General features: G+C 62.6%; 21 protein-coding genes and 1 tRNA gene. 7 read left to right on the forward strand and 15 right to left on the reverse strand.

Going from position 1 to position 18243, the window contains the following annotated elements:
* Window positions 1-18: 18 nt before the first annotated feature.
* The 12 genes from Q8K99_06585 to Q8K99_06640 all read right to left on the reverse strand — a co-directional run bounded on the left by Q8K99_06585 (window position 19) and on the right by Q8K99_06640 (window position 10601).
* Window positions 19-1494: a monovalent cation/H+ antiporter subunit D family protein gene (locus Q8K99_06585; protein ID MDP2182218.1), complete on the reverse strand. Its 1476-nt coding sequence runs from the start codon at window positions 1492-1494 to the stop codon at window positions 19-21.
* Window position 1495: 1 nt separating this feature from the next.
* A complete protein-coding gene (locus Q8K99_06590) occupies window positions 1496-2980 on the reverse strand; it encodes a monovalent cation/H+ antiporter subunit D family protein (protein ID MDP2182219.1) in 1485 nt (494 codons plus the stop codon).
* Between the two features lie 2 nt (window positions 2981-2982).
* Window positions 2983-3333, reverse strand: a complete 351-nt coding sequence (locus Q8K99_06595) for a cation:proton antiporter subunit C (GenBank protein ID MDP2182220.1) — start codon at window positions 3331-3333, stop codon at window positions 2983-2985.
* Entirely contained in the window at window positions 3330-4046 is a 717-nt protein-coding gene (locus Q8K99_06600) for an MnhB domain-containing protein (GenBank protein ID MDP2182221.1), read from the reverse strand. The genes Q8K99_06595 and Q8K99_06600 overlap by 4 nt, the downstream gene beginning before the upstream one ends.
* Complete coding sequence (locus tag Q8K99_06605; GenBank protein ID MDP2182222.1) at window positions 4043-4285, reverse strand: DUF4040 domain-containing protein; 243 nt, start codon at window positions 4283-4285, stop codon at window positions 4043-4045. Before Q8K99_06605 ends, Q8K99_06600 begins: the two co-directional genes overlap by 4 nt.
* Window positions 4282-4617 (reverse strand): monovalent cation/H(+) antiporter subunit G, encoded by a 336-nt coding sequence (gene mnhG, locus Q8K99_06610; protein MDP2182223.1) that lies wholly within the window; start codon window positions 4615-4617, stop codon window positions 4282-4284. The genes Q8K99_06605 and mnhG overlap by 4 nt, the downstream gene beginning before the upstream one ends.
* Complete coding sequence (locus Q8K99_06615) at window positions 4614-4892, reverse strand: monovalent cation/H+ antiporter complex subunit F (protein MDP2182224.1); 279 nt, start codon at window positions 4890-4892, stop codon at window positions 4614-4616. Before Q8K99_06615 ends, mnhG begins: the two co-directional genes overlap by 4 nt.
* Before the next feature lie 4 nt (window positions 4893-4896).
* Window positions 4897-5373: a Na+/H+ antiporter subunit E gene (locus tag Q8K99_06620; GenBank protein MDP2182225.1), complete on the reverse strand. Its 477-nt coding sequence runs from the start codon at window positions 5371-5373 to the stop codon at window positions 4897-4899.
* The gene (locus Q8K99_06625) at window positions 5373-6239 is read right to left on the reverse strand and encodes a GGDEF domain-containing protein (protein ID MDP2182226.1); all 867 of its coding nucleotides are present in this window, start codon (window positions 6237-6239) and stop codon (window positions 5373-5375) included. The genes Q8K99_06620 and Q8K99_06625 overlap by 1 nt, the downstream gene beginning before the upstream one ends.
* A gap of 205 nt (window positions 6240-6444) precedes the next feature.
* On the reverse strand, window positions 6445-7782 hold the full coding sequence (locus tag Q8K99_06630) for a TldD/PmbA family protein (GenBank protein ID MDP2182227.1): 1338 nt from the start codon (window positions 7780-7782) through the stop codon (window positions 6445-6447).
* Complete coding sequence (locus Q8K99_06635; protein ID MDP2182228.1) at window positions 7779-9221, reverse strand: TldD/PmbA family protein; 1443 nt, start codon at window positions 9219-9221, stop codon at window positions 7779-7781. The genes Q8K99_06630 and Q8K99_06635 overlap by 4 nt, the downstream gene beginning before the upstream one ends.
* 126 nt (window positions 9222-9347) lie before the next feature.
* On the reverse strand, window positions 9348-10601 hold the full coding sequence (locus Q8K99_06640) for an NlpC/P60 family protein (protein MDP2182229.1): 1254 nt from the start codon (window positions 10599-10601) through the stop codon (window positions 9348-9350).
* A gap of 349 nt (window positions 10602-10950) precedes the next feature.
* Between Q8K99_06640 and Q8K99_06645 the strand changes: the two genes are divergently transcribed.
* Entirely contained in the window at window positions 10951-11463 is a 513-nt protein-coding gene (locus Q8K99_06645; GenBank protein ID MDP2182230.1) for a hypothetical protein, read from the forward strand.
* Between the two features lie 143 nt (window positions 11464-11606).
* A tRNA-Met gene (locus Q8K99_06650) sits at window positions 11607-11683 on the forward strand.
* A gap of 21 nt (window positions 11684-11704) precedes the next feature.
* On the opposite strand, the gene Q8K99_06655 is transcribed toward Q8K99_06650, so the two are convergent.
* Genes Q8K99_06655 through Q8K99_06665 form a run of 3 tightly spaced genes read right to left on the reverse strand, consistent with a single transcriptional unit; the run spans window position 11705 to window position 13139 of the window.
* Window positions 11705-11968 (reverse strand): ATP-binding protein, encoded by a 264-nt coding sequence (locus Q8K99_06655; GenBank protein MDP2182231.1) that lies wholly within the window; start codon window positions 11966-11968, stop codon window positions 11705-11707.
* Window positions 11969-11974: 6 nt separating this feature from the next.
* The gene (locus Q8K99_06660) at window positions 11975-12682 is read right to left on the reverse strand and encodes a histidine kinase dimerization/phospho-acceptor domain-containing protein (GenBank protein ID MDP2182232.1); all 708 of its coding nucleotides are present in this window, start codon (window positions 12680-12682) and stop codon (window positions 11975-11977) included.
* Window positions 12639-13139, reverse strand: a complete 501-nt coding sequence (locus tag Q8K99_06665) for a hypothetical protein (protein MDP2182233.1) — start codon at window positions 13137-13139, stop codon at window positions 12639-12641. Before Q8K99_06665 ends, Q8K99_06660 begins: the two co-directional genes overlap by 44 nt.
* 349 nt (window positions 13140-13488) lie before the next feature.
* On the opposite strand from Q8K99_06665, the gene Q8K99_06670 reads away from it, so the two are divergent.
* The 5 genes from Q8K99_06670 (at window position 13489) to Q8K99_06690 (ending at window position 18221) form a co-directional block, all read left to right on the forward strand.
* Entirely contained in the window at window positions 13489-14691 is a 1203-nt protein-coding gene (locus tag Q8K99_06670; protein ID MDP2182234.1) for an ABC transporter substrate-binding protein, read from the forward strand.
* A gap of 125 nt (window positions 14692-14816) precedes the next feature.
* The gene (locus tag Q8K99_06675; protein MDP2182235.1) at window positions 14817-15557 is read left to right on the forward strand and encodes an ABC transporter ATP-binding protein; all 741 of its coding nucleotides are present in this window, start codon (window positions 14817-14819) and stop codon (window positions 15555-15557) included.
* Complete coding sequence (locus tag Q8K99_06680) at window positions 15554-16303, forward strand: ABC transporter ATP-binding protein (protein MDP2182236.1); 750 nt, start codon at window positions 15554-15556, stop codon at window positions 16301-16303. Before Q8K99_06675 ends, Q8K99_06680 begins: the two co-directional genes overlap by 4 nt.
* Window positions 16300-17190: a branched-chain amino acid ABC transporter permease gene (locus Q8K99_06685; protein ID MDP2182237.1), complete on the forward strand. Its 891-nt coding sequence runs from the start codon at window positions 16300-16302 to the stop codon at window positions 17188-17190. Before Q8K99_06680 ends, Q8K99_06685 begins: the two co-directional genes overlap by 4 nt.
* Window positions 17187-18221, forward strand: coding sequence for a branched-chain amino acid ABC transporter permease (locus tag Q8K99_06690; protein ID MDP2182238.1), 1035 nt, complete (start codon window positions 17187-17189; stop codon window positions 18219-18221). Before Q8K99_06685 ends, Q8K99_06690 begins: the two co-directional genes overlap by 4 nt.
* The last annotated feature ends 22 nt before the right edge of the window (window positions 18222-18243 follow it).

Below are 18243 nucleotides of genomic sequence, written 5' to 3' on the forward strand. Positions count from 1 at the left end.
CCACCCCGATCACTCCTCTCACAATCCGAAGAAGTACTCTACTGCCGTTCGAGCCAGGGACAGAGGCATCCCCGGGACCTCGGCGAAGCTGCCAAGCAGAATCACGTACACGGCGCAGATGAGCGTTGGGAGGAGCAACATCCAGTGGGCCTCCTTGATATGGAGGCTCGTACCGGGCGGTACCTTGAAGAACGCCATGTAGATGATCGGAAGCCAGTACGCGGCGTTGAGTATCGAACTCGTAATCAGCACGACAACGAATACCCAGCCGCCCATCTCCATCGCACCGAGAGACAGGTACCACTTGGTGATGAACCCTGCCGTGAGAGGCACGCCGATGAAGCCGAGGGCGGCGACGGTGAATGCTCCCATGGTAAACGGCATCTGATACCCGATGCCGGCGAACTCGTGGATGTTCGTGCGTCCGGTTGTTTTCTGGATGGCCCCGGCAACGAAGAACATGGTGATCTTCATGAACGCCTGGTTAGCGATGTGGACGATTGCGCCAAGCGCTGCCAGGGGGGTTAGCAGCGCGGCGCCAAGGATGATGTAGGAGAGCTGGCTGATTGTCGAATATGCGAGGCGTCGCTTGAAGTTGTCCTGGGTCAGCGCGATCGCGGACGCCATGACGATCGTGAACGATGCGGCGGCGGCAAGCCACACGCCGATACCGAGCTCCCTCAGCAGCTCCACGCCAAAGACGCAGAACACGACGCGCAGTATGCCATAGACCCCGGCCTTCACAACGGCCACTGCGTGCAGAAGGGCGCTAACCGGCGCCGGAGCGACCATTGCCGACGGCAGCCATCCGTGCAGCGGCATGATCGCGGCCTTCACGCCGAACCCGATGATGAACGCCGCGAACAGGAGTGTGAGCCCCTGTGTGCCCGCCGAGATGTCGAGGATTCCTCGCCCGCTAAGCGTGAGCGTTCCCGCCCACTGGTAGGTGACAGCGGTGGCGAGCAGCACGAACACACCGCCGATGAGCGTGTATGCGAGGTACTTGCGGCCAGCCGCCATCGCCTCCGGAGTCTCCTCGTGCACGACCAGTGGATACGTGCAGATTGTGAGCATCTCGTAGAAGAGGAACAGTGTGAGGAGGTTCTCGGCAAACGCGATACCGACCGTGGTCGACACGCACAAGGCGAAGAAGCCGAAGAAGCGAGCCTGCTCGTGCTCATTCTTCATATAGCCGATTGCGTAGAGGGTCGTGATCAACCACAGCGTCGATGAGACGAGAGTGAAGAACATTGCGAGTGCATCGACCCTGAATGCTAGACCGATGCCAGGCGTGAACTCGACGAGCGAGTATCTGTAGACTGTGCCGGCCAGCACGCCTGGCAGCATCGAGAAGATGAGGACGAGCTTGACGGCCGCAGTACTCAGGCTCCAGAAAGCCCTCCAGAAGGGACGTGAACCACCGAAGAACATCAGAAGTCCGCACGCGAGTGATAGCGCCGGTGCGAGGAGCGGTCGAATATCCCATACTTCCATGTCAACCCCCGATGGGCGCCAGCATGCTTCTTACGGCGGGCTCGATGAAACTGAGCGGGATTCTGCCGAAGATCCCCATGACGAGACAGAGAATCGCAAGCACGACGACGGGCACAAGCATGGAGATGGGAGCCTCGCCCACCTCCAGGATCTCCGGGTGCGTTGGGGCCATGAAGTAGAACGCATTCACCATCCGGATGTAGTACACGAAGATCAGCAGCGCACCGAAGAGCAGGAGGATCGCGAACAAGAGCCTCCCTGCCTCAATGGCGCCCAGGGCGATGTACCACTTGCAGAGGAAGCCTGCCGTAGGCGGGATACCGACGATCGATATCGCGCCGATCGCGATTGCCGCCGTTGTGATCGGCATGGCTTTGCCGATTCCCCGGAGATCTCGAAGATTGCGATAGCCGGTCTGGTGGATCAGAGCTCCTGCCCCAAGGAAGAGTGTCGCCTTGATCAGCGCGTGGTTGAAGATGTGCACCGATGCACCCATGATTCCGAACGGTGAAGCGAGACCCAGTCCCATGAAGATGTAACCGATGTTGGAGATTGTCGAGTAGGCGAGCATCATCTTGATGTCCTCTTGGACCATCGCGAACAGCGCGCCCGTGACGATTGAGATCGCGCCTAGCCACATGAGCACGGTATTGAGCGATGAGAGGTCGAACAACTGAGCCGCATACAGGATCTGGAACATCCGCAACATGCCGAGCACGCCGATCTTGACCACGAGGCCCGACAGGATGGCACTCACCGGTCCGGGGGCGATCGAGTGTGCGTCGGGCAACCAGATATGGAGGGGGAACACCGCCGCTTTCATTGAGAATCCCAGCGTGAGCGCGGCTACCGCAACGGCCGCGGGGAAGGGCGCGACACCCCCAAGTCTCGTTGCCAGGTCCGTCATGTTCAGCGTACCGGTCAGGGAGTACAGCAGGCCGATGGCGAGCAGGACACACAGCGACGAGATTGCCCCCATGATCAGGTACTTGAAGCCGGCGAGTTCCGCGATGCGCTCACCCGTTATCGCAACCAGCGCGTAGCCGGCGAGCGAGAGGACCTCGAGGAACACGAACATATTGAAGATGTCGCCGGTGACCGCGAAGCCGTTCATTCCTCCAAGGCAGAGCAGCACCAGCGCGTAGTAGTACGGAATCCTCTGCTCGGGGATGGCGTGTTTCGCATAAGCCAAGGAGAACAGGAGCGCGAGCCAGCCAACGAGGCAGATGACCCCGATGGAGACGCTGAACTCATCGAACCGCAGCTCGATGCCTAGCGGCGGTGCCCAGCCGCCCATGTGATACGAGAAGGATCCCTGCGTCGACACACGGTAGGAGAGTACGACCGCCGCCAGGGAGACGATGCTGAACACGAACAGCGCCCAGTATCCTGCGAGCTGGGTCCGATATCTCCCGACTATGGGAGTAAGAGCGGCGCCGACGAGAGGGGTGATGATGAGTACCACGGGCCACTGGCCGCCACCCATCGCTACTCAACCCCCCACAGGTCGTCGGACTCGATCGTCCCGTACTGCTCGTAGATACGGATGATCAGACTGAGTGCGAGCGCTGTGGTGCTGAATGCGACAACGATGCCCGTGAGGATGAGGCCCTGGGGAAGCGGATTGGCGAAGGGCGGAGCCGCGCCGTGGCCCATGATCGGAGCATCACCGTCGGTCACGATCCCCGCCGCCATGACGAACGCGAAGACCGCAGTCTCGATGATGTTGAGCCCGAGGAGCTTCTTGATGAGGTTGCCCTTGGCGATGATCGCGTAGAGCCCGATAAGGAACAGCAGGACTGACGCGACGTAGTCGATATTGGCCCACAGTTCCTTCATCCGTTGCTCCCCTCCATGGTCCAGTAGACGGACGCGACGATCGCCGCGCCTCCGATTGCAATGCCGGCCTCGATGACCGTGAGGAAGGGAACCCGGAGGAACAGCCACCGGCCATCGATGGGATACGAAAGGTACTCGCCAAGGAGGGCCATTCCGGCGACCCCGACCACGGCGAACAGGAGCACGGCGGCGGGCTGCAACCACGGGCGGATCCGTTCGGGCAGCAGCTTCTGCGCCTGCTTGCTCCCCTGGACGAGGCTCGTGGCGATCAGAAGCGCGCCGATGATCGTGCCTCCCTGGAAACCGCCGCCCGGCGTGGAGTGGCCGTATATGACCATGTAGACCGAGAAGACCACGATGAATGGCGCCAGCACGCGGACGATGAATCGGGTGACGGGGCTAACCGGGGTTGCGGGCTCGGCGGGCTGTTCCTGCTTGGCGGTACGCGGAATCAGGAGCACGCCGAAGACGGCCATCATGGCCGTGAAGATGACGGTGACCTCGCCGTCGGTGTCGTAGCCTCTGTAGTTGAGGATGATGGCGGTCACGATGTTCTCGCATCCGGTCTCCTCCGGGCCCTCTTCGAGGTAGTGCGGGACGATGTGCGTGTAGGTGGGGTTCTCAACCGAGCCGATCGGCGGAAGCAGGGACACGGCATACAGAAGGGGTACGGCCGCCAGTATCAGCAGCGCCAGGGTGAGTGCGCGTCTCATCGCTCTCGCCTCGTTGTCCGGGAGACGGCAATGAGGAACAGCACCGTCGTGACTCCGGCGCCCACCGCAGCTTCGGTAAGAGCGACGTCGGGCGAACCTCTGAGCTGCCACAGAAGACACATGATGAGGCTGTAGGTCGAGAAGATGATCGCTGCGGCGAGCAGGTCCTTCGTTCGGATGACCGCCAGTGCGCATGCGATGAGAAGGCCGTAGAGGACCAGGTCGAACGCGCGACTCATGTCTGGTCACCGTCCGCCCTTGGGCTGCGCGTCCAGGGGGCAAGCCCCGATCTGAAGGCCGCACGAGCAAGGGCATGGCCTGCAGTGGGGCTCGTGAGGAGCACGAACGCCGCAATCGCCAGGATCTTGAAGGCATCGGGTTTGAGTCCCGTGTACACGGCGAGGGCGACCAGGATCGATCCGGCTCCGAGCGTGTCGCATTTGGTCGCCGCATGAGTCCTTGAGTAGAAATCGGGCAGGCGCAACATGCCGATCGTTCCGACGAGGAAGAAGAAGGCCCCGATGCAGGCGAACACGATGGTTATCGCCATTACGATGGGATGTACGTTCACTGCTGCCACTCCTCCTCGAATCGCCCGGTCTCGAGGAATCTCGAGGCAGCGAGCGTTGCCACGAGATTCAGGAGGGCGTAGACGAAAGCAACATCGATATACAGACCGCGATCGAAGACGAAGGCCAGCAGAACGAGTACGACAAGCGTCTTCGTTCCCACGATGTTCACGGCGAGGATCCGGTCGACGGCAGTGGGGCCGCGATACGCCCGGTAGAGACAAATGAAGGCATTCACGAGCAGGAAGATAGCCGTTCCCCAGAAGAAGACGTCCATGCCACTACTCCTCGAAGACCTTGGCGATTATGTGGTCGAGCTTGCGTGAGGCGATGTCGTCGGCGAACTCGCGATCGAGGCAGTGGATGAAGAAGACGGAGCCGTCCACGTCTACCGTCAGCGTGCCCGGCGTGAGAGTGATCGAGTTTGCCAGCGCGACTCCGGAGACCGGTCGCTTGAGCGCTGACAGATGCTCGATGATCAGGGGGTCTATCGGCAGCCTGGGATCAAGCACCTTCTCGGCGACGTAGATGTTGGCCCAGACTATCTCCTTCACCAGGAACCCTACATAGACGAAGAAGCGTCCCGCTTGACGTAGCGTGAGGTAGGGCGCGTCGTCCTCGGTCCAGAGAGTTCGTTCTGTGAACCAGGCCACGAGCACCGACAGGACGAGGCCGGTAGCCAGTCCGCTTGGGTTGAATGAGCCGAGTATGAGAACCCAGAAGCCGAACAAGACGATGGAGAGCTGGAGCACGGCCATCAGACGCTGCCTTCTAGCACGCGCTCGACGTGCGGGGCTGCCCCGGTTGCGATCTTGCCCGCCTTCGCCTCGCTCAGACTGGACTGCGCCAGCGCGAGCAGGGATTCGGCGTCGCACGCTGGCTCCGGGCAGGTGGCAATGCCCGTGCTTATCGTCTGTCGAGTGACGGGTTCGAGCTCGTCGCCCTCGAACTCGGTACCGGCGACGAGGTTCTCGAGACGCCGAGCGATCAGATGCGCTTCGTCTTGGGTGCAATGGGGGCAGATGAGCGCGAACACGCCGTCGGCATGTCGGGCAAGCACGTCGGTGCTGCGGACCGAGATCTTGGTTACCTCGGCCAGATGCTCAAGGAGCAAGGCGGCCCGATGGCTGCCAAACGTTTCCTTGAATACTTTGATGTCATCCAGTTCGATCAGCAGAAGCGCCATGCTCCCGCCGTAGCGAGCTCTCCGCCGGGTCTCCTCCTCGAGGCGCGTGGCGAAGTAGCTTTCCGAGTACAACCCGGTGAGCGGGTCGTACACGGACGTTCTCTCGAGCTCCTGGGCGTGCACTCCCTGTCTCTGGGTGAGGATCCCGACGATCAGGCCCGTCACCAAGAACACAGCCAGCCCGACGGCGGACTCCGTGACCACATCGGTGGTCAAGCGGGAGGCTGCTGCGAGCGCGTGGAATCCGAGGAGAGCTGCCGTGATGGCGGTCATCAGAATCGCGCCGCTGGCATGGTAGGTGAGAGCTGCGACTATGACGGGCACGCCGTAGAGGGGCCACAGCCAATGGAACTCACCGGTGAACTGAACGAGGAGTGCGACGAATATCGTCGATAGTGCGATAAACAGCAGTCGGTGGAGATGAATTCGTGAAGCCATCACTGCCCCCCCCAATACAAACAAAGCAGTACGGCGGGGGCGTCCACAAAGCCGATTATATACCCTCGGTGGCGCAGAGTGCAGTTAATCGTTGTTCATGCACAGTTGGCGTTTCATGCGGGCTGTAGTGCGTGTTTGGAGGTTGTCAGTCGTCACCGTAACCACTCTCCGGGCGCCTACGGATGGGTCGTGCGTGCTTGCCGCCCTACTCGGTCTGACCGGTGAACGCGAACGACGTGAGCAGCAGGGCGGGGACGTAGCTGCCGCTTAGCTCGCTGCCGAAGAGTCGGCGCTCGCGGGTTGCCCCCTGGACGCCCGCAAGCGCCTCGACCATGGGTTGGGTGAAGCGCAGGTTCTTGAGCGGGCGCGTCAGCCTCCCGTTCTCGATCAGGAACGTCCCGTCGCGTGTCATGCCCGTTAGCGTGACGGGCACGGGATCCTCCACGTTGGCGTAGTGGAATCGCGTCACATATACGCCATGTTCTACAGCTCCAACGAGATCGTCGATCGTGGCATCGCCTGCCGAGAGTTCGAGGTTCATGGGCATGGGGCCGTGTGGGTTGGGCGCGGGAAGAGCGTGCCCGGTGTTGTGCGTGCCGGTTCTGGCCGCCCAGTATGAGTCGGTGACGGGCTTCCCTATGACACCGCGGTCCACGAGGGTGACCTGTCTGCGGGGCACGCCCTCGAAATCGAACGGGAGACCCAGGGCGTGCGTCGCCAGCGCGTCGTCGACGATCGTCACGCTCTCCGACATCAGGCGCTGACCGGAAGTGCCACTCATGAACGAGCGCCCTTCCTCCACGGCCTTGGCGGAGAACCCCACGTAGCCAAGGAACTCCAGGATGTCGGCGACCGCTTCCGCGGCCAGCACGACGGTGTAGGCGCCGGGCTCGAGATCGCCGGGATCCGCCGAACGCTCCGCAAGCGTTGCCGCTTCGTCGCCGAGAGCCGCGGGTGCGAGGCCGGAAGAATCCGGGCCCAGGTACGACGCCCAGCCTGCGCCGCCATCACTGCCCATGGAAAGCACGGTCGCGCGGACGCCTGTGGCCGTGCCGGCGACATCCGTTCCGCGCGTGTTTGCGACCGCGATCGCATGCTCGTTCGCAGAGACCGTACCCGCGGCGACGAGCGAACGCGACGAGGATTGGTCTATGACGGAACGGGCAGCCAGTGCGCGCGCTTCGGCGTCGAAGGCGTCAACGACTGCGCTTGCAGCTGCAGGGGCCACTTCGCTGGGTCCCGGCAGCCCCGGGAAGCTTGCGTCCTCGGGTGCCGCCGCAGCCGCGCGGGCGGCGGCGGCGCAGCACGCGAGAAGTCCGTCATCATCGACGCGGCTCGTCGAGGCGACACCGATGCGTGTGCCAAGGACCGCGCGGACGGAGACAGAGACGCCGTTCTCGGCCACGTTCTGATGGATGTGGTTGTTCGCGAATCGCGTGAGTGCGGTGTTGCTGGCCGAGACGAGTGCCTCGGCCTCGTCCGCCGACGTGAGTTCGAGCGCGCGCAGTGCCAGCCCCCGTGCGAGGCTCTCTTGAGCGGTCATCGGCCCACCCCCACGGTCACGCCGCGGAACCTGGCGGGCGCGGCACCATGCGCGACGTGAGCAACCTGCATGGGCTCTCCCTTGCCGCAGTTGTTCAGTCCCCATACCTTCCAGTGGTTTCGCGAACACACGGCATCGCACGAGTTCCAGAACTGCGGAGTGATGCCGGTGTAGTTGGGGCTCTTGACCATTCTGCCGAGCTTGCCGTCCTTGATCTCCCAGCCTATCTCGCAGGCGAACTGGAAGTTCAGGCGCTTGTCGTCGATGGACCACGAGTTGTTAGTCTCTATGTAGAGGCCGTCCTCCGTGTCGGCGATCAGGTCGTCAAAGGACCAGGCGCCGGGCTCGAGGGAGACCGTGTTCATCCTGATGAGCGGGATGCGATTCCAGCCGTCTGCCCGCATGCAAGCGTTGCTCGTGCGCCCGATCGTGAGCGCCGATTCGCGCGATGTCAGGAAGCCGGAGAAGAGCCCGTCCCGGATGATGTAATCGCGCTGGGCCGGTACGCCCTCGTCGTCGTAGGCGTAGCTCCCGAGCGACCCGGGTACGGTGGCATCCGCGGTCACCGTAACGTGTTCGGAGCCATAGCGAAGCACGCCCAGGTCCCGCAGGTCCAGGAAGGACGTCCCGGCGAACGCGGCTTCATCGCCGAGGACGCGGTCGAGCTCGGTCGGGTGTCCGACGGACTCGTGAACCTGCAGCGCGAGCTGGCTCGCGTCGATGACGAGGTCGGTCGTGCCGCTAGGGTAGTAGGGCGCCGAACGGAGGGCGGCAGCCTCCTCGGCCACGCGCGGTGCGTTGCCGAGGAGATCGAGAGCGAGGATCGTCTCCCATCCGCCCTGGGTCCATGCGCCGCCGTGCGAGTTCGGGTAGCTGCGCGGGAGCACCTCCCCGTCACCGATAGCGTGCGCGACGATCCCGGCCCCGGACTCGACGTACTCCTGCTCGATGAGACTGCCTTCCGAGGACCCGAAGTACTTGTGGACCTTGTAGAAGCCGAGGTGCGCCTTGGAGAGCTTGATCGACGGTTCCGCACGAAGTGCCTCGTCGGCGGCGAGCAGCAGTGCCAACTTGTCCTCGACACTGATCGCGAACGGATCGATCTCACACGCTCCGCGCCAGCTGTCCTGAGCCACCGGGGCATCCGAGAGCCGCACCGATGCGGCTGGCGCGAGGGTCGAAGCCCGTGCTATGGCGACCGCGTGTCTTGCGGTCTCGGCGACGTCTTCGCCGTCGATTCGCGACATGGCCGCGAATCCCCAAGCTCCGTCGCAGATCACGCGAATGCCTATGCCGAAGGAAGTGGCCGACTCGATTCCCTCGACTCGGCCGTTGGCTACCGTGATCTCCTCGTGCGTCGTGTCGACTACTCGCACGTCCGCGTAGGTGGCGCCGGCAATCTGGGCAGCATCGAGCGCGGCCGAGACAACGTCCTTCACGTGGTTCCTCCCCCTCATGACCTCCGTCGGTCGATTCGCGTTGGCATGGATGTACCCGTCGACAGCGCGTGCCAAAAACGATTCGCTAGCGTGTGTGCGAAGCCGGCTGGAGACGACGTGCCGCGTCTACGGCAAAGAAGGAAGGGTGCCTTCCTGCCAGTCGCCTGCTATGCCAGCAGGGGGGGTTGTGCGTGGAATCCACGGATAGCGGCGCGCACCCACGTAGTCTCTTCGGTCGACCAGAGGGGATATCTTGACGAAGTCCCCCGTGCGCGGAGCGTGCAGGAAGTACCCGCCGCCGATGTAGATTCCTACGTGGTGGACGGGCGAGCCAAAGAAGACCACGTCACCCGGGAGCAAGGCTGCCGGAGCGATCTTCGCGCCCATGAGGAACTGACTGCCGGAGTAGTGGGGCAGTTCCACACCGTGCTGTCGATAGACGTACTGCACCAGGCCGGAGCAGTCGAAACCTGCCGGTGTTGCACCGCCCCAGAGATACGGTATGCCGTGGTATGCGAGGGCGGTCTCCACCGGCGTGCCCGCCACGACAGAGATCCCGGCCTCGTTGGCTCCCGAGAGGATCGCCCTCAGGAGATCCGACTCTACGAGCTGGCGGCGCAAGGCTTCCTCGTCGAGCAGGGACAGGAGGTCCGCTTGTGTCGCAGAGAGCATCTCCTGGCGTTCTTGGATCCTGAGCAAGATTTCGATCTGGCGTGCCTTGAGCTCGAACTCGATCGCCTCGGCTTGCTTCGCGGCTTCGGCGAGTCCGGTTGCGGTCTGCTCGACTAGCTCCTTCTGTCCCTTCAGTGCCTTCGCAACATCGGCGTCAGCCATGCCGATCGTGTTGAGGAACTGCACGCGGGCAACGAAGTCGGACAGCGATTTTGAGTCGAGCAGAACCTCGATGGTGGCGAACGTGCCCTGCTTGTAGATCGCGTTGGCCCGATCGTTCAGCAAGTCCAACTGAAAGTCGTAGGCACTGGCGGCATTCGTGAGATCAACCTGGGTAGTCACGGCTCTCTGCTGGGTGTTCGCGAGTCTTTCAACCGCGGCGTTGTACGCCTCGGAAGCGATTGCGAGCTCGCTGTCGAGAGCATCGAGCTGTGCCATGAACTCGTCCAGTCGCGCCTGTTTCTCGGCCAAGTCGCGTCTGAACTGCTCGGTTTCGGGGCCCAGGGGAACGTCGATTGGCTCCTGCGAGGGAGTCGGGGGGGTGCGGCCGGTGTCCGGCGCGCTGGCGGTTGGCGTCTTGGATGCGGGAGCCGGGACGGGTGTCGAGGTGGTTTCGGGCGCCGCGTAGACGGGTATGCCGAACGCGAGCACGGCAACGAGTGCGAGTGCCCACGTACGACGCATCATTCTTCCGCGTAGTACCGTCATCCAACCAGGCCCTTCCGTACATCCGGCTTCCCAGCCACGTGTCGCGATTCCGCCCGTGGCGACGCGCCATGAATCCAGCTAAATAGTCTACCACAAACCTGCAGGTCACGTTCACAAGTACCGACCGAGCAGGCGTCCTGCACGCCATGCCTGCACGCCATGGTACGATACGTATCTTGCCATTCTCTTGCCAGAATTGGAATCTCCACATGGAAACCATGCAAATCGGATGCCGACCGTGCGGGTACGAACATGGGTGTATGCTCAACGTGGGTTCAGGAGGCTGGGATGACTGATCGGGGGAAGGCCGGGTCTTCTCAAGCATGGGGGGTAGCAGGGGGTAAGGGCAATGGAACTGCGCAGACGGTGTCTTATGCTCTGCCTGGCGGCGGCGATGCTCACAGTGACTGTGACAGGCTGCTCCTCGGCAGATGATGTAGGTGGTACGACCGGGCATCCAAGGAGCGAGCCTGCAGAAGCGGGGGGCGAGTGGATCGTCGGGACCTGGACGGTGCGCCACGAGCTGCTCACTGTCGATCCCGAGATCATGCGCCCGGCGGCGGAGCGGGACGAGACCACGTGGTCTTGCACGCTTGAGGGAGGCACGCTCACGCTCAAGACCGCGAAGCATACCTACACGGGCCCGCTGGTGGTCGACGGCGACTCGTTCAGCTACGATGCCAAGGCGACATACCTGGATGAGGCCGGCGAGCAGTGGACGAGCGTCATCAAGGTGGACGGGACGCACTCGGGAGAGACTGCGTTAGCCGCCGAGATGTGGGGCGAGATCAGCTCGGCCGAAGAAGGGGTGCTCTACACGGCGACCTGGAGGCAGATCGGCCTCAAGACGGCTGACAAGTAGCGGACCCTCGTAGAGTAGAGACGGTTGACGCTGCCCGTGCGTGGGGGCGGGATCGCCGACATGATCTGGTCGTGATCCAGCCGGATTTGCGCCGCTCTTGGCGGGTATGATATACATACAGTCCGCCGAAGGGCGGCATGCATTGCGGGGTGGAGCAGTCTGGTAGCTCGTCGGGCTCATAACCCGAAGGTCACAGGTTCAAATCCTGTCCCCGCGACCAGAATCTTCGCAGGTCCGAGACTCACACAGTCTCGGACCTGTTTGCTGTGTGTGATCCGTCGGGCGTCGGTCCCTCACGGGGCAGCTCCAGCGTGAAGACCGAACCCTCACCGAGGGTGCTACGGGCCTCAAGAGCGCCGCAGAGCAACTCAGCAAGGTGCGCCGAAACAGGTAGGCCGAGGCCGGTTCCCGCGGTGTTGCCTGCATCGGGGTTCCTCACCTGGTAGAACTCGTCGAACACGCTGTCGAGCTCCTCGGGAGAGATGCCTCGGCCGATGTCTCGCACGGTGAATCACACCCTCGATTTGTCGGGGCAATCCACCTCGATCGTCGCGGACCCGTGTGAGGTGAATCTCACGGCATTCGACAGCAGATTGAGCAGGATCTGCTCGAACCGCATCTTGTCGGCCACGATCTCGCCGCATCCCGGTGGGATTTGCGCTCGCAGCTCCAGACCCTTCGCGTCGGCCGCCGGGAGCAGGGTCGCAACGAGCCGTCCGACGACCTCCGCGATGTCGACCACCTCCGGGCTCAGAGTCACCTGCCCGGCCTCGATCTTCGACAGATCGAGAATCTGATTGATGAGTCCGAGCATGTGCTTCCCGGAGTTGCTGATCATCCCGGTCTGCTTGAGTTGCTCGTCGTTCATCGGACCCGCCAACCCCTGTGCGAGGATTCCCGAGAAGCCGATTATCGAGTTGAGCGGCGTGCGCAGCTCGTGGCTCATCGCCGAGAGGAATTCGCTCTTGGCTCGGCCCGCCGTCTCGAGTTCTGCCGTGCGTTCGGTCACCAGCCGTTCGAGATGGGTGTGGTACTCTTCCAGTTCTCGTTTCTTGTCCTCCAAGACGACGAGTGTCGTGGAGAGTTCCAGCACGACCAGGAAGATCGCCCCAAGCATTGCCACAGCGGTCGTGACTATCCACGGCCACACAGGCGTGGGCTTGTCCGGCGCGAAACTACTCGGGAGCCAGATGATCGCAGACAGTCCGGCCCGCCCCAAAGAAGCCCACCAACCAGTAGTAGGCGTGCCCTCCGACTCGAATGAACTCGCGGCGATGAAGCAGCCCATACGCTGCCGGGGCTGTTAGTGCGAGCATCTGGGCGAGCGTGCCCAGGGCTCTGGAGTTTAGGACGGCCAGGAACAGGACGAGCAGGAGCGTGCAGATTGCGAGGATGGCCAAGCACGCGCGCGCGGCCGAGAACGCAATGAAGTACGAGAGGGCTCCGGCGACGAGAAGCAGGACCCCGGCAAGCATGGTCATCTCGAAGAGTGCGCCCCACAGGCCGCCGGCGGTCTCCGAGGCAAGGTAGAAGAGGGGTGACAGGCCGAAGAGAACCCAGCCGAGGGTGAACAGATAGAGGTAGCGGGGCTCTCGCCTTCTGATGTAGATCTCGACGGGGAAGGGAAGCACTACGAAGCACGGCGCGGCAAATACGTACATCGCATACTCGAGCATGAGATTCGCAACGCCTCTCTGCGCTCGCCCAGATGGGGCGTGTTCGCCGTCGCTTCACCGTGGTTCATCATTCCCTGTCACTGACCACAGGAAACTGTTTCCCCGCACCGCAGGGGCGCGCTTCTGGCGGCGTCCGACACAGCCGGGAGGGGACTCGAACTCTCGGACCTGCGGTCTGGTGGGGGTACGATTCGGAAGCACACGCTATATACTGCTGGAGGCAAGGGGCGCTCGAGGCACCATGCCCGCAGTTCGAAAGGAAGGGGGCACACATCAGACTCAGTCCGGCAATCACACGCTCCAGTCCGATTCCGTTCTTCACGAAGCGAGGCGATAGAACTTGAGCAGAATGAAGAGACTCTCCCTGTTCCTCTCCCTATTGATGGTCGCGGCGATGATGCTCACCGCATGCGCCGCCAAGGACGAGGGCACTTCCGGTTCGACCTCAGGCGGAGACGATAAGATCATCATCGGCGCGGCTTTGTGTCAGACCGGTATACAGGCGCCGCTCGACGAGCCCGCTCTGCGCGGCGCGCAGCTTGCCGTCGACGAACTCAACGCCAAGGGCGGCATCCTTGGCAAGCAGGTCGAGCTGTTGAACATGGACGGCAAGAGCGACCCGGTCACGGTAGGCAACGTAGCCAAGCAGATGATCGACAAGGGTGCGGCAGCGATCATCGCTCCGAGCGACTTCGATTTCGGTGGCCCGGCCAGCCGCGAGGCGCAGAATGCCGGCGTCGTCGGCATCTCGCCGTGCGCGTCCTCTCCGCTGTACGGTTCGGCCGCTCTTGGCGACAAGCAGTTCACGATGTCCATGTGGAACACCACGATGGGCGCGGCGACTGCCGAGTACGCCTACGACAAGGGCTACAAGTCCGCGTACGTCATCACCGACGATTTCATCGACTACACCAAGAGCCTCAGCCGCTACTTCATCGTTCGCTTCGAGGAGCTCGGTGGCGAGGTCATCTTCGAGGACAGCTACACCCAGGGTCAGGCCGACGTCTCCGCGCAGCTCGCGCGCATCAAGGCGCTTCCCAAGCAGCCCGACTGCATCTACGTGTCGTCCTACATGCCGGACCTCGCGCTCATCATCCGTACACTGCGCGAGAGCGGCATCGATGTCCCGATCGTCGGTGGCGACTCCTACGACGATCCGGCGCTGTTCGAAGCGCTTGGCGCGCAGTACGGTAACGACATCGTCTTTGACACCCATGGCTACCTGTCGGACGCTGCGAACCCCAACTACGGCGCGTTCGCGACCGCCTACGAGGCGAAGTTCGGCAGCGCTCCGGATGCCGTGTGGATCATGCCTGGCTACGACGTCGTGATGTTGCTTGCGACGGCCATGGAAGAGGCCGGAACGACTGACGGCGCGGAGGTTGCTAAGGCAATGGAGACGACCGAGTTCGATTTGCTCACCGGGAAGCTCAAGTGGTCTGACGCCGCTTCCGGTCACGAGCCGAACAAGGCGGCCGCGCTCGTCAAGATCGAGGGCGGCAAGAACGTGTTCATGGAGTGGGTCGTACCTGAGAAGATCCCTGCTCCGTAGGTCCCGAGGAACACACGCTTCAAAGCGACGGAACACCTCAGGAGAGAGTCCGGAAGCGGGCTCTCTCTTGGGGGTTTCGCGACACTCAACGGGCGCGAGCCCGACTCGTGATTGTGGAGACCTGCATGGAAGCAGAGCACAACCAGATCAGCACGCTTGAGATACACAACCTGTGCAAGTCCTTCGCAGGCCTGAAAGCAGTCGACGACGTCAGTTTCGATTTGCGCACGGGCGAGATTCTTGGTCTGATCGGCCCGAACGGGTCGGGCAAGACCACACTCATCAACGTCGTGACAGGTCTCCTCCGCGCGACGAGCGGGACGGTGACCGTCGACGGCATGGTGACGACCGAGAAGCCACCACATCGTGTCGCGCGCGCCGGTCTTGCGCGCACATTCCAGACCATCCGTCTGTTCCGCGAGCTCACGGTTCTTGAGAACGTCGAGGTCGCGGCGGTCAGCATGGGCAACTCGCGTCGTACGGCCGTCCCCCTCGCCAAGGAATTGCTCGTCGAGATGGGCATCGAGGAGTACGCCGATCGCCTTGGCAGTGAGATACCCTTTGGCCATCAGCGCAAGCTGGAGATTGCACGTGCGCTCGCCATGAAACCGAAGTTCCTGCTGCTCGACGAGCCGGCCGCCGGTCTCAACGAAGAGGAGAGTGACCTGCTTCTCGGGCTGCTGAGGTTGATTCCCGAGCGCAAGAACGTCGGCGTGCTGATCGTCGAGCACGACATGCGCCTGATGATGAATCTGTGCGACGCCCTGCACGTTCTCAACTACGGCAGGACCATCGCTCACGGCACGCCGGAAGAGGTGCGCTGCGATCCAGAGGTCGTCAGTGCCTACCTCGGAAGCAGCGCATGAGAGAGGAACCCATGCTCTCGGTCACGGATCTGCAAGCTTCATACGGTGCGATTACCGCACTTCACGGAATCTCGCTCGAGGTCAACGAGGGTGAACTTGTGGCTCTCCTTGGCACGAACGGCGCGGGCAAGTCGACCACGCTCAAGTCGATTTGCGGCGTTCTGCGCCCGATCCAAGGCTCGATCGAGTTCCTTGGCAGGAGCATCGCTAACAAGAAGCCCGAGGCTATCCTCCGGCAGGGCATCTCGATGGTGCCGGAGGGACGCGAGATCTTCACAAGCCTCACCGTGGCGGAGAATTTGCGGCTCGGCGCGTTCACCTCGTTCGAACGCACGCGCTACCAGCGGGATCTGAAGGAGATGTTCGAGCTCTTTCCGATCCTCGAGGAGCGTATGAACCAGCCCGGCGGTCTGCTTTCGGGCGGCGAACAGCAGCAGCTGGCCATCGCGCGGGCGCTCATGAGTCATCCGAAGCTTCTCATGCTAGATGAGCCGTCGCTCGGTCTGTCGCCGACGCTCGTTGACCAGATCTTCGAGCTCATCTCGGTGTTGCGCGAACGTGGCATGACGATCCTGCTCGTGGAACAGAACGCCGAGCGGGCACTCAAGATCGCCGACCGCGTCTACGTGCTCAAGACCGGGCAGTTCGAGTTCACGGGCACACCCGAGCAACTATCGAGCGAACTGGATATCGCCGCGGTCTACTTCGGCGGCAGCAACGACGGAACGTGCGAGGTGACCGTGTGAGCGGCGAGTTTGTAATCAACACACTCAGCCTCGGGAGCCTCTACGCTCTCATGGCTCTCGGGCTGGTGTTCGTGTACGGCATCCTAAAGCTCGTGAACTTCGCGTATGGCGAGTACATCATGGTCGCCGGGTACACGATGTTCGTGCTCGGGCTGTACACGAGCACACCATGGTGGGCGACGATGATTGCGGCCGTGTTATTCGCGGCGCTGACCAGCTACTTGACGGAACTCGTGGCATTTCGGCCGGTGCGTACGAAGTCGATGACCGCCATGCTCGTCACTTCGTTCGCGATCAGCGTTCTGCTCCAGAACGCGGTGCTCCTCATCGTGTCGCCGCGGGCGCGGGCGGTGGCCTTGCCGGCAGCGTTCAACGCGTCGGTCTCGGTCTTCGGCGTGGTTACGCCCCTGCGCAACGTGGCGACCATCGTGACCACGGTCGTGCTGCTGAGCGGGCTTACGTTGCTCATGAAGTACACGGTGCTTGGCATCGCGATGCGTGCGGCGGCAGACAAGTTCACGACCACGCGACTCATGGGCGTGCAGGCCAACCTCGTCATTTCGGTGGCCTTCCTCATCAGCGGCTTTCTCGCGGGAGTCGTCGCGATCTTCTGGGTCGGACGGTCGGCCTCGGTCGACCCGCTCGTTGGGGCGGCCCCGCTGCTCATCGCCTTCATCGCGACTGTCATGGGCGGTATGAACTCGCTCCTTGGAGCGGTCGCGGGTGGGTACGTGTACGGTCTGCTCTTCAACGTCCTGAGCATCACGCTGCCCGCGTCGATGGTCAACTACCGCGACGCCTTCATGTTCGTGATCGTGATCCTATTCCTGCTGTTCAAGCCCGAGGGCTTGATACGGGGCTCCTATACCGAGGAGCGTGTCGGATGAGTTCACGACGAACCGTCCTCGATATGCTTCGGGAGCGCTCGACCATGCTCGGTCTGATCGCCGTGCTGGTCGCCGGAGCGTTCGTGATCACCGCCGTTGCCCCGCGGGTGTTTGCGGATGTCTACACTTACTTCTGCGTGAGCGTGATGATGGTGCTCGGCTTGCAGATGTTCATGGGCAACTCCGGGATTCTGAACTGGACCTATGTGGGATTCGTGGGCATCGGGGCCTTCGTTGCCTCGATCATGTCGACGCCGTCCTCGGTCAAGTCGATGGGCGTGCCCAACATGTACCCGGTCCTCGTTGACCTGCAGATGCCGATCCTGCCTGCGCTGTTCGTGGGTGCGCTCGTGGCCGCCGCGATCGCGGCTGTGATCGCGTGGCCGCTCATGCGACTGTCCGACGCGGTCGGCGTCATCACGTTGTTCGCGACACTGATCGTAATCCACGTGATCATGACGCAGTGGGACAACGTCACGAACGGGCCGCGCACGTTCTTTGGCGTGCCGTTCTTCACGACGCTTCCAATCGCGGTGGCGGGTGCGTGTCTGACGCTCGTTGCCGCGCACATCTTCAGGGAGTCGGGTCTTGGCCTGCGCCTGCGGGCATCGCGCGACGACCGGCATGCGGCCAAGGCGATCGGCATCAACGTGGTCGCGGTGCGCTACTTCTCGTTCGTGTCGAGCTCGTTCGTGGCCGGCCTGGCCGGCGGGCTCTGGGCGCACTACATCACATCGTTCTCGCCCAAGTCGTTCTACATCATCGAGGCGTTCTTGCTGCTCACGATGCTTGTGGTTGGCGGTTCAGGCAGTATCTCGGGAGCGGTGACTGGCACGGCGATCGTCACCGTCATGCGCGAGCTGCTGCGCCAGCTCGAGGGCTACCTCAACAACTCCGGCGTGATCTCGTTCGAGGTCTACGGGCTGACCGAGTTGGCCGTCGCCATTCTGCTCGTGATCATCCTGATATGGCGACCAGAAGGCATCATCGGCGGCCGGGAGATCCGGCTTCCGTTCCTCCGTAAGAAGTAGCTTCTGCGACGGGAGGTCTTTC

The sequence above is a fragment of the Actinomycetota bacterium genome (genome assembly GCA_030682655.1).
Taxonomy (GTDB): domain Bacteria; phylum Actinomycetota; class Coriobacteriia; order Anaerosomatales; family JAUXNU01; genus JAUXNU01.

What these genes read in the sequence shown, in the direction of transcription:
- Q8K99_06585 (MDP2182218.1), bottom strand. Translation starts at nt 1,494, where the DNA reads ATGGAAGTATGGGATATTCGACCGCTCCTCGCACCGGCGCTATCACTC.
- Q8K99_06590 (MDP2182219.1), bottom strand. Translation starts at nt 2,980, where the DNA reads ATGGGTGGCGGCCAGTGGCCCGTGGTACTCATCATCACCCCTCTCGTC.
- Q8K99_06595 (MDP2182220.1), bottom strand. Translation starts at nt 3,333, where the DNA reads ATGAAGGAACTGTGGGCCAATATCGACTACGTCGCGTCAGTCCTGCTG.
- Q8K99_06600 (MDP2182221.1), bottom strand. Translation starts at nt 4,046, where the DNA reads ATGAGACGCGCACTCACCCTGGCGCTGCTGATACTGGCGGCCGTACCC.
- Q8K99_06605 (MDP2182222.1), bottom strand. Translation starts at nt 4,285, where the DNA reads ATGAGTCGCGCGTTCGACCTGGTCCTCTACGGCCTTCTCATCGCATGC.
- Q8K99_06615 (MDP2182224.1), bottom strand. Translation starts at nt 4,892, where the DNA reads ATGGACGTCTTCTTCTGGGGAACGGCTATCTTCCTGCTCGTGAATGCC.
- Q8K99_06620 (MDP2182225.1), bottom strand. Translation starts at nt 5,373, where the DNA reads ATGGCCGTGCTCCAGCTCTCCATCGTCTTGTTCGGCTTCTGGGTTCTC.
- Q8K99_06625 (MDP2182226.1), bottom strand. Translation starts at nt 6,239, where the DNA reads ATGGCTTCACGAATTCATCTCCACCGACTGCTGTTTATCGCACTATCG.
- Q8K99_06630 (MDP2182227.1), bottom strand. Translation starts at nt 7,782, where the DNA reads ATGACCGCTCAAGAGAGCCTCGCACGGGGGCTGGCACTGCGCGCGCTC.
- Q8K99_06640 (MDP2182229.1), bottom strand. Translation starts at nt 10,601, where the DNA reads ATGACGGTACTACGCGGAAGAATGATGCGTCGTACGTGGGCACTCGCA.
- Q8K99_06645 (MDP2182230.1), top strand. Translation starts at nt 10,951, where the DNA reads ATGGAACTGCGCAGACGGTGTCTTATGCTCTGCCTGGCGGCGGCGATG.
- Q8K99_06665 (MDP2182233.1), bottom strand. Translation starts at nt 13,139, where the DNA reads ATGCTCGAGTATGCGATGTACGTATTTGCCGCGCCGTGCTTCGTAGTG.
- Q8K99_06670 (MDP2182234.1), top strand. Translation starts at nt 13,489, where the DNA reads ATGAAGAGACTCTCCCTGTTCCTCTCCCTATTGATGGTCGCGGCGATG.
- Q8K99_06675 (MDP2182235.1), top strand. Translation starts at nt 14,817, where the DNA reads ATGGAAGCAGAGCACAACCAGATCAGCACGCTTGAGATACACAACCTG.
- Q8K99_06680 (MDP2182236.1), top strand. Translation starts at nt 15,554, where the DNA reads ATGAGAGAGGAACCCATGCTCTCGGTCACGGATCTGCAAGCTTCATAC.
- Q8K99_06690 (MDP2182238.1), top strand. Translation starts at nt 17,187, where the DNA reads ATGAGTTCACGACGAACCGTCCTCGATATGCTTCGGGAGCGCTCGACC.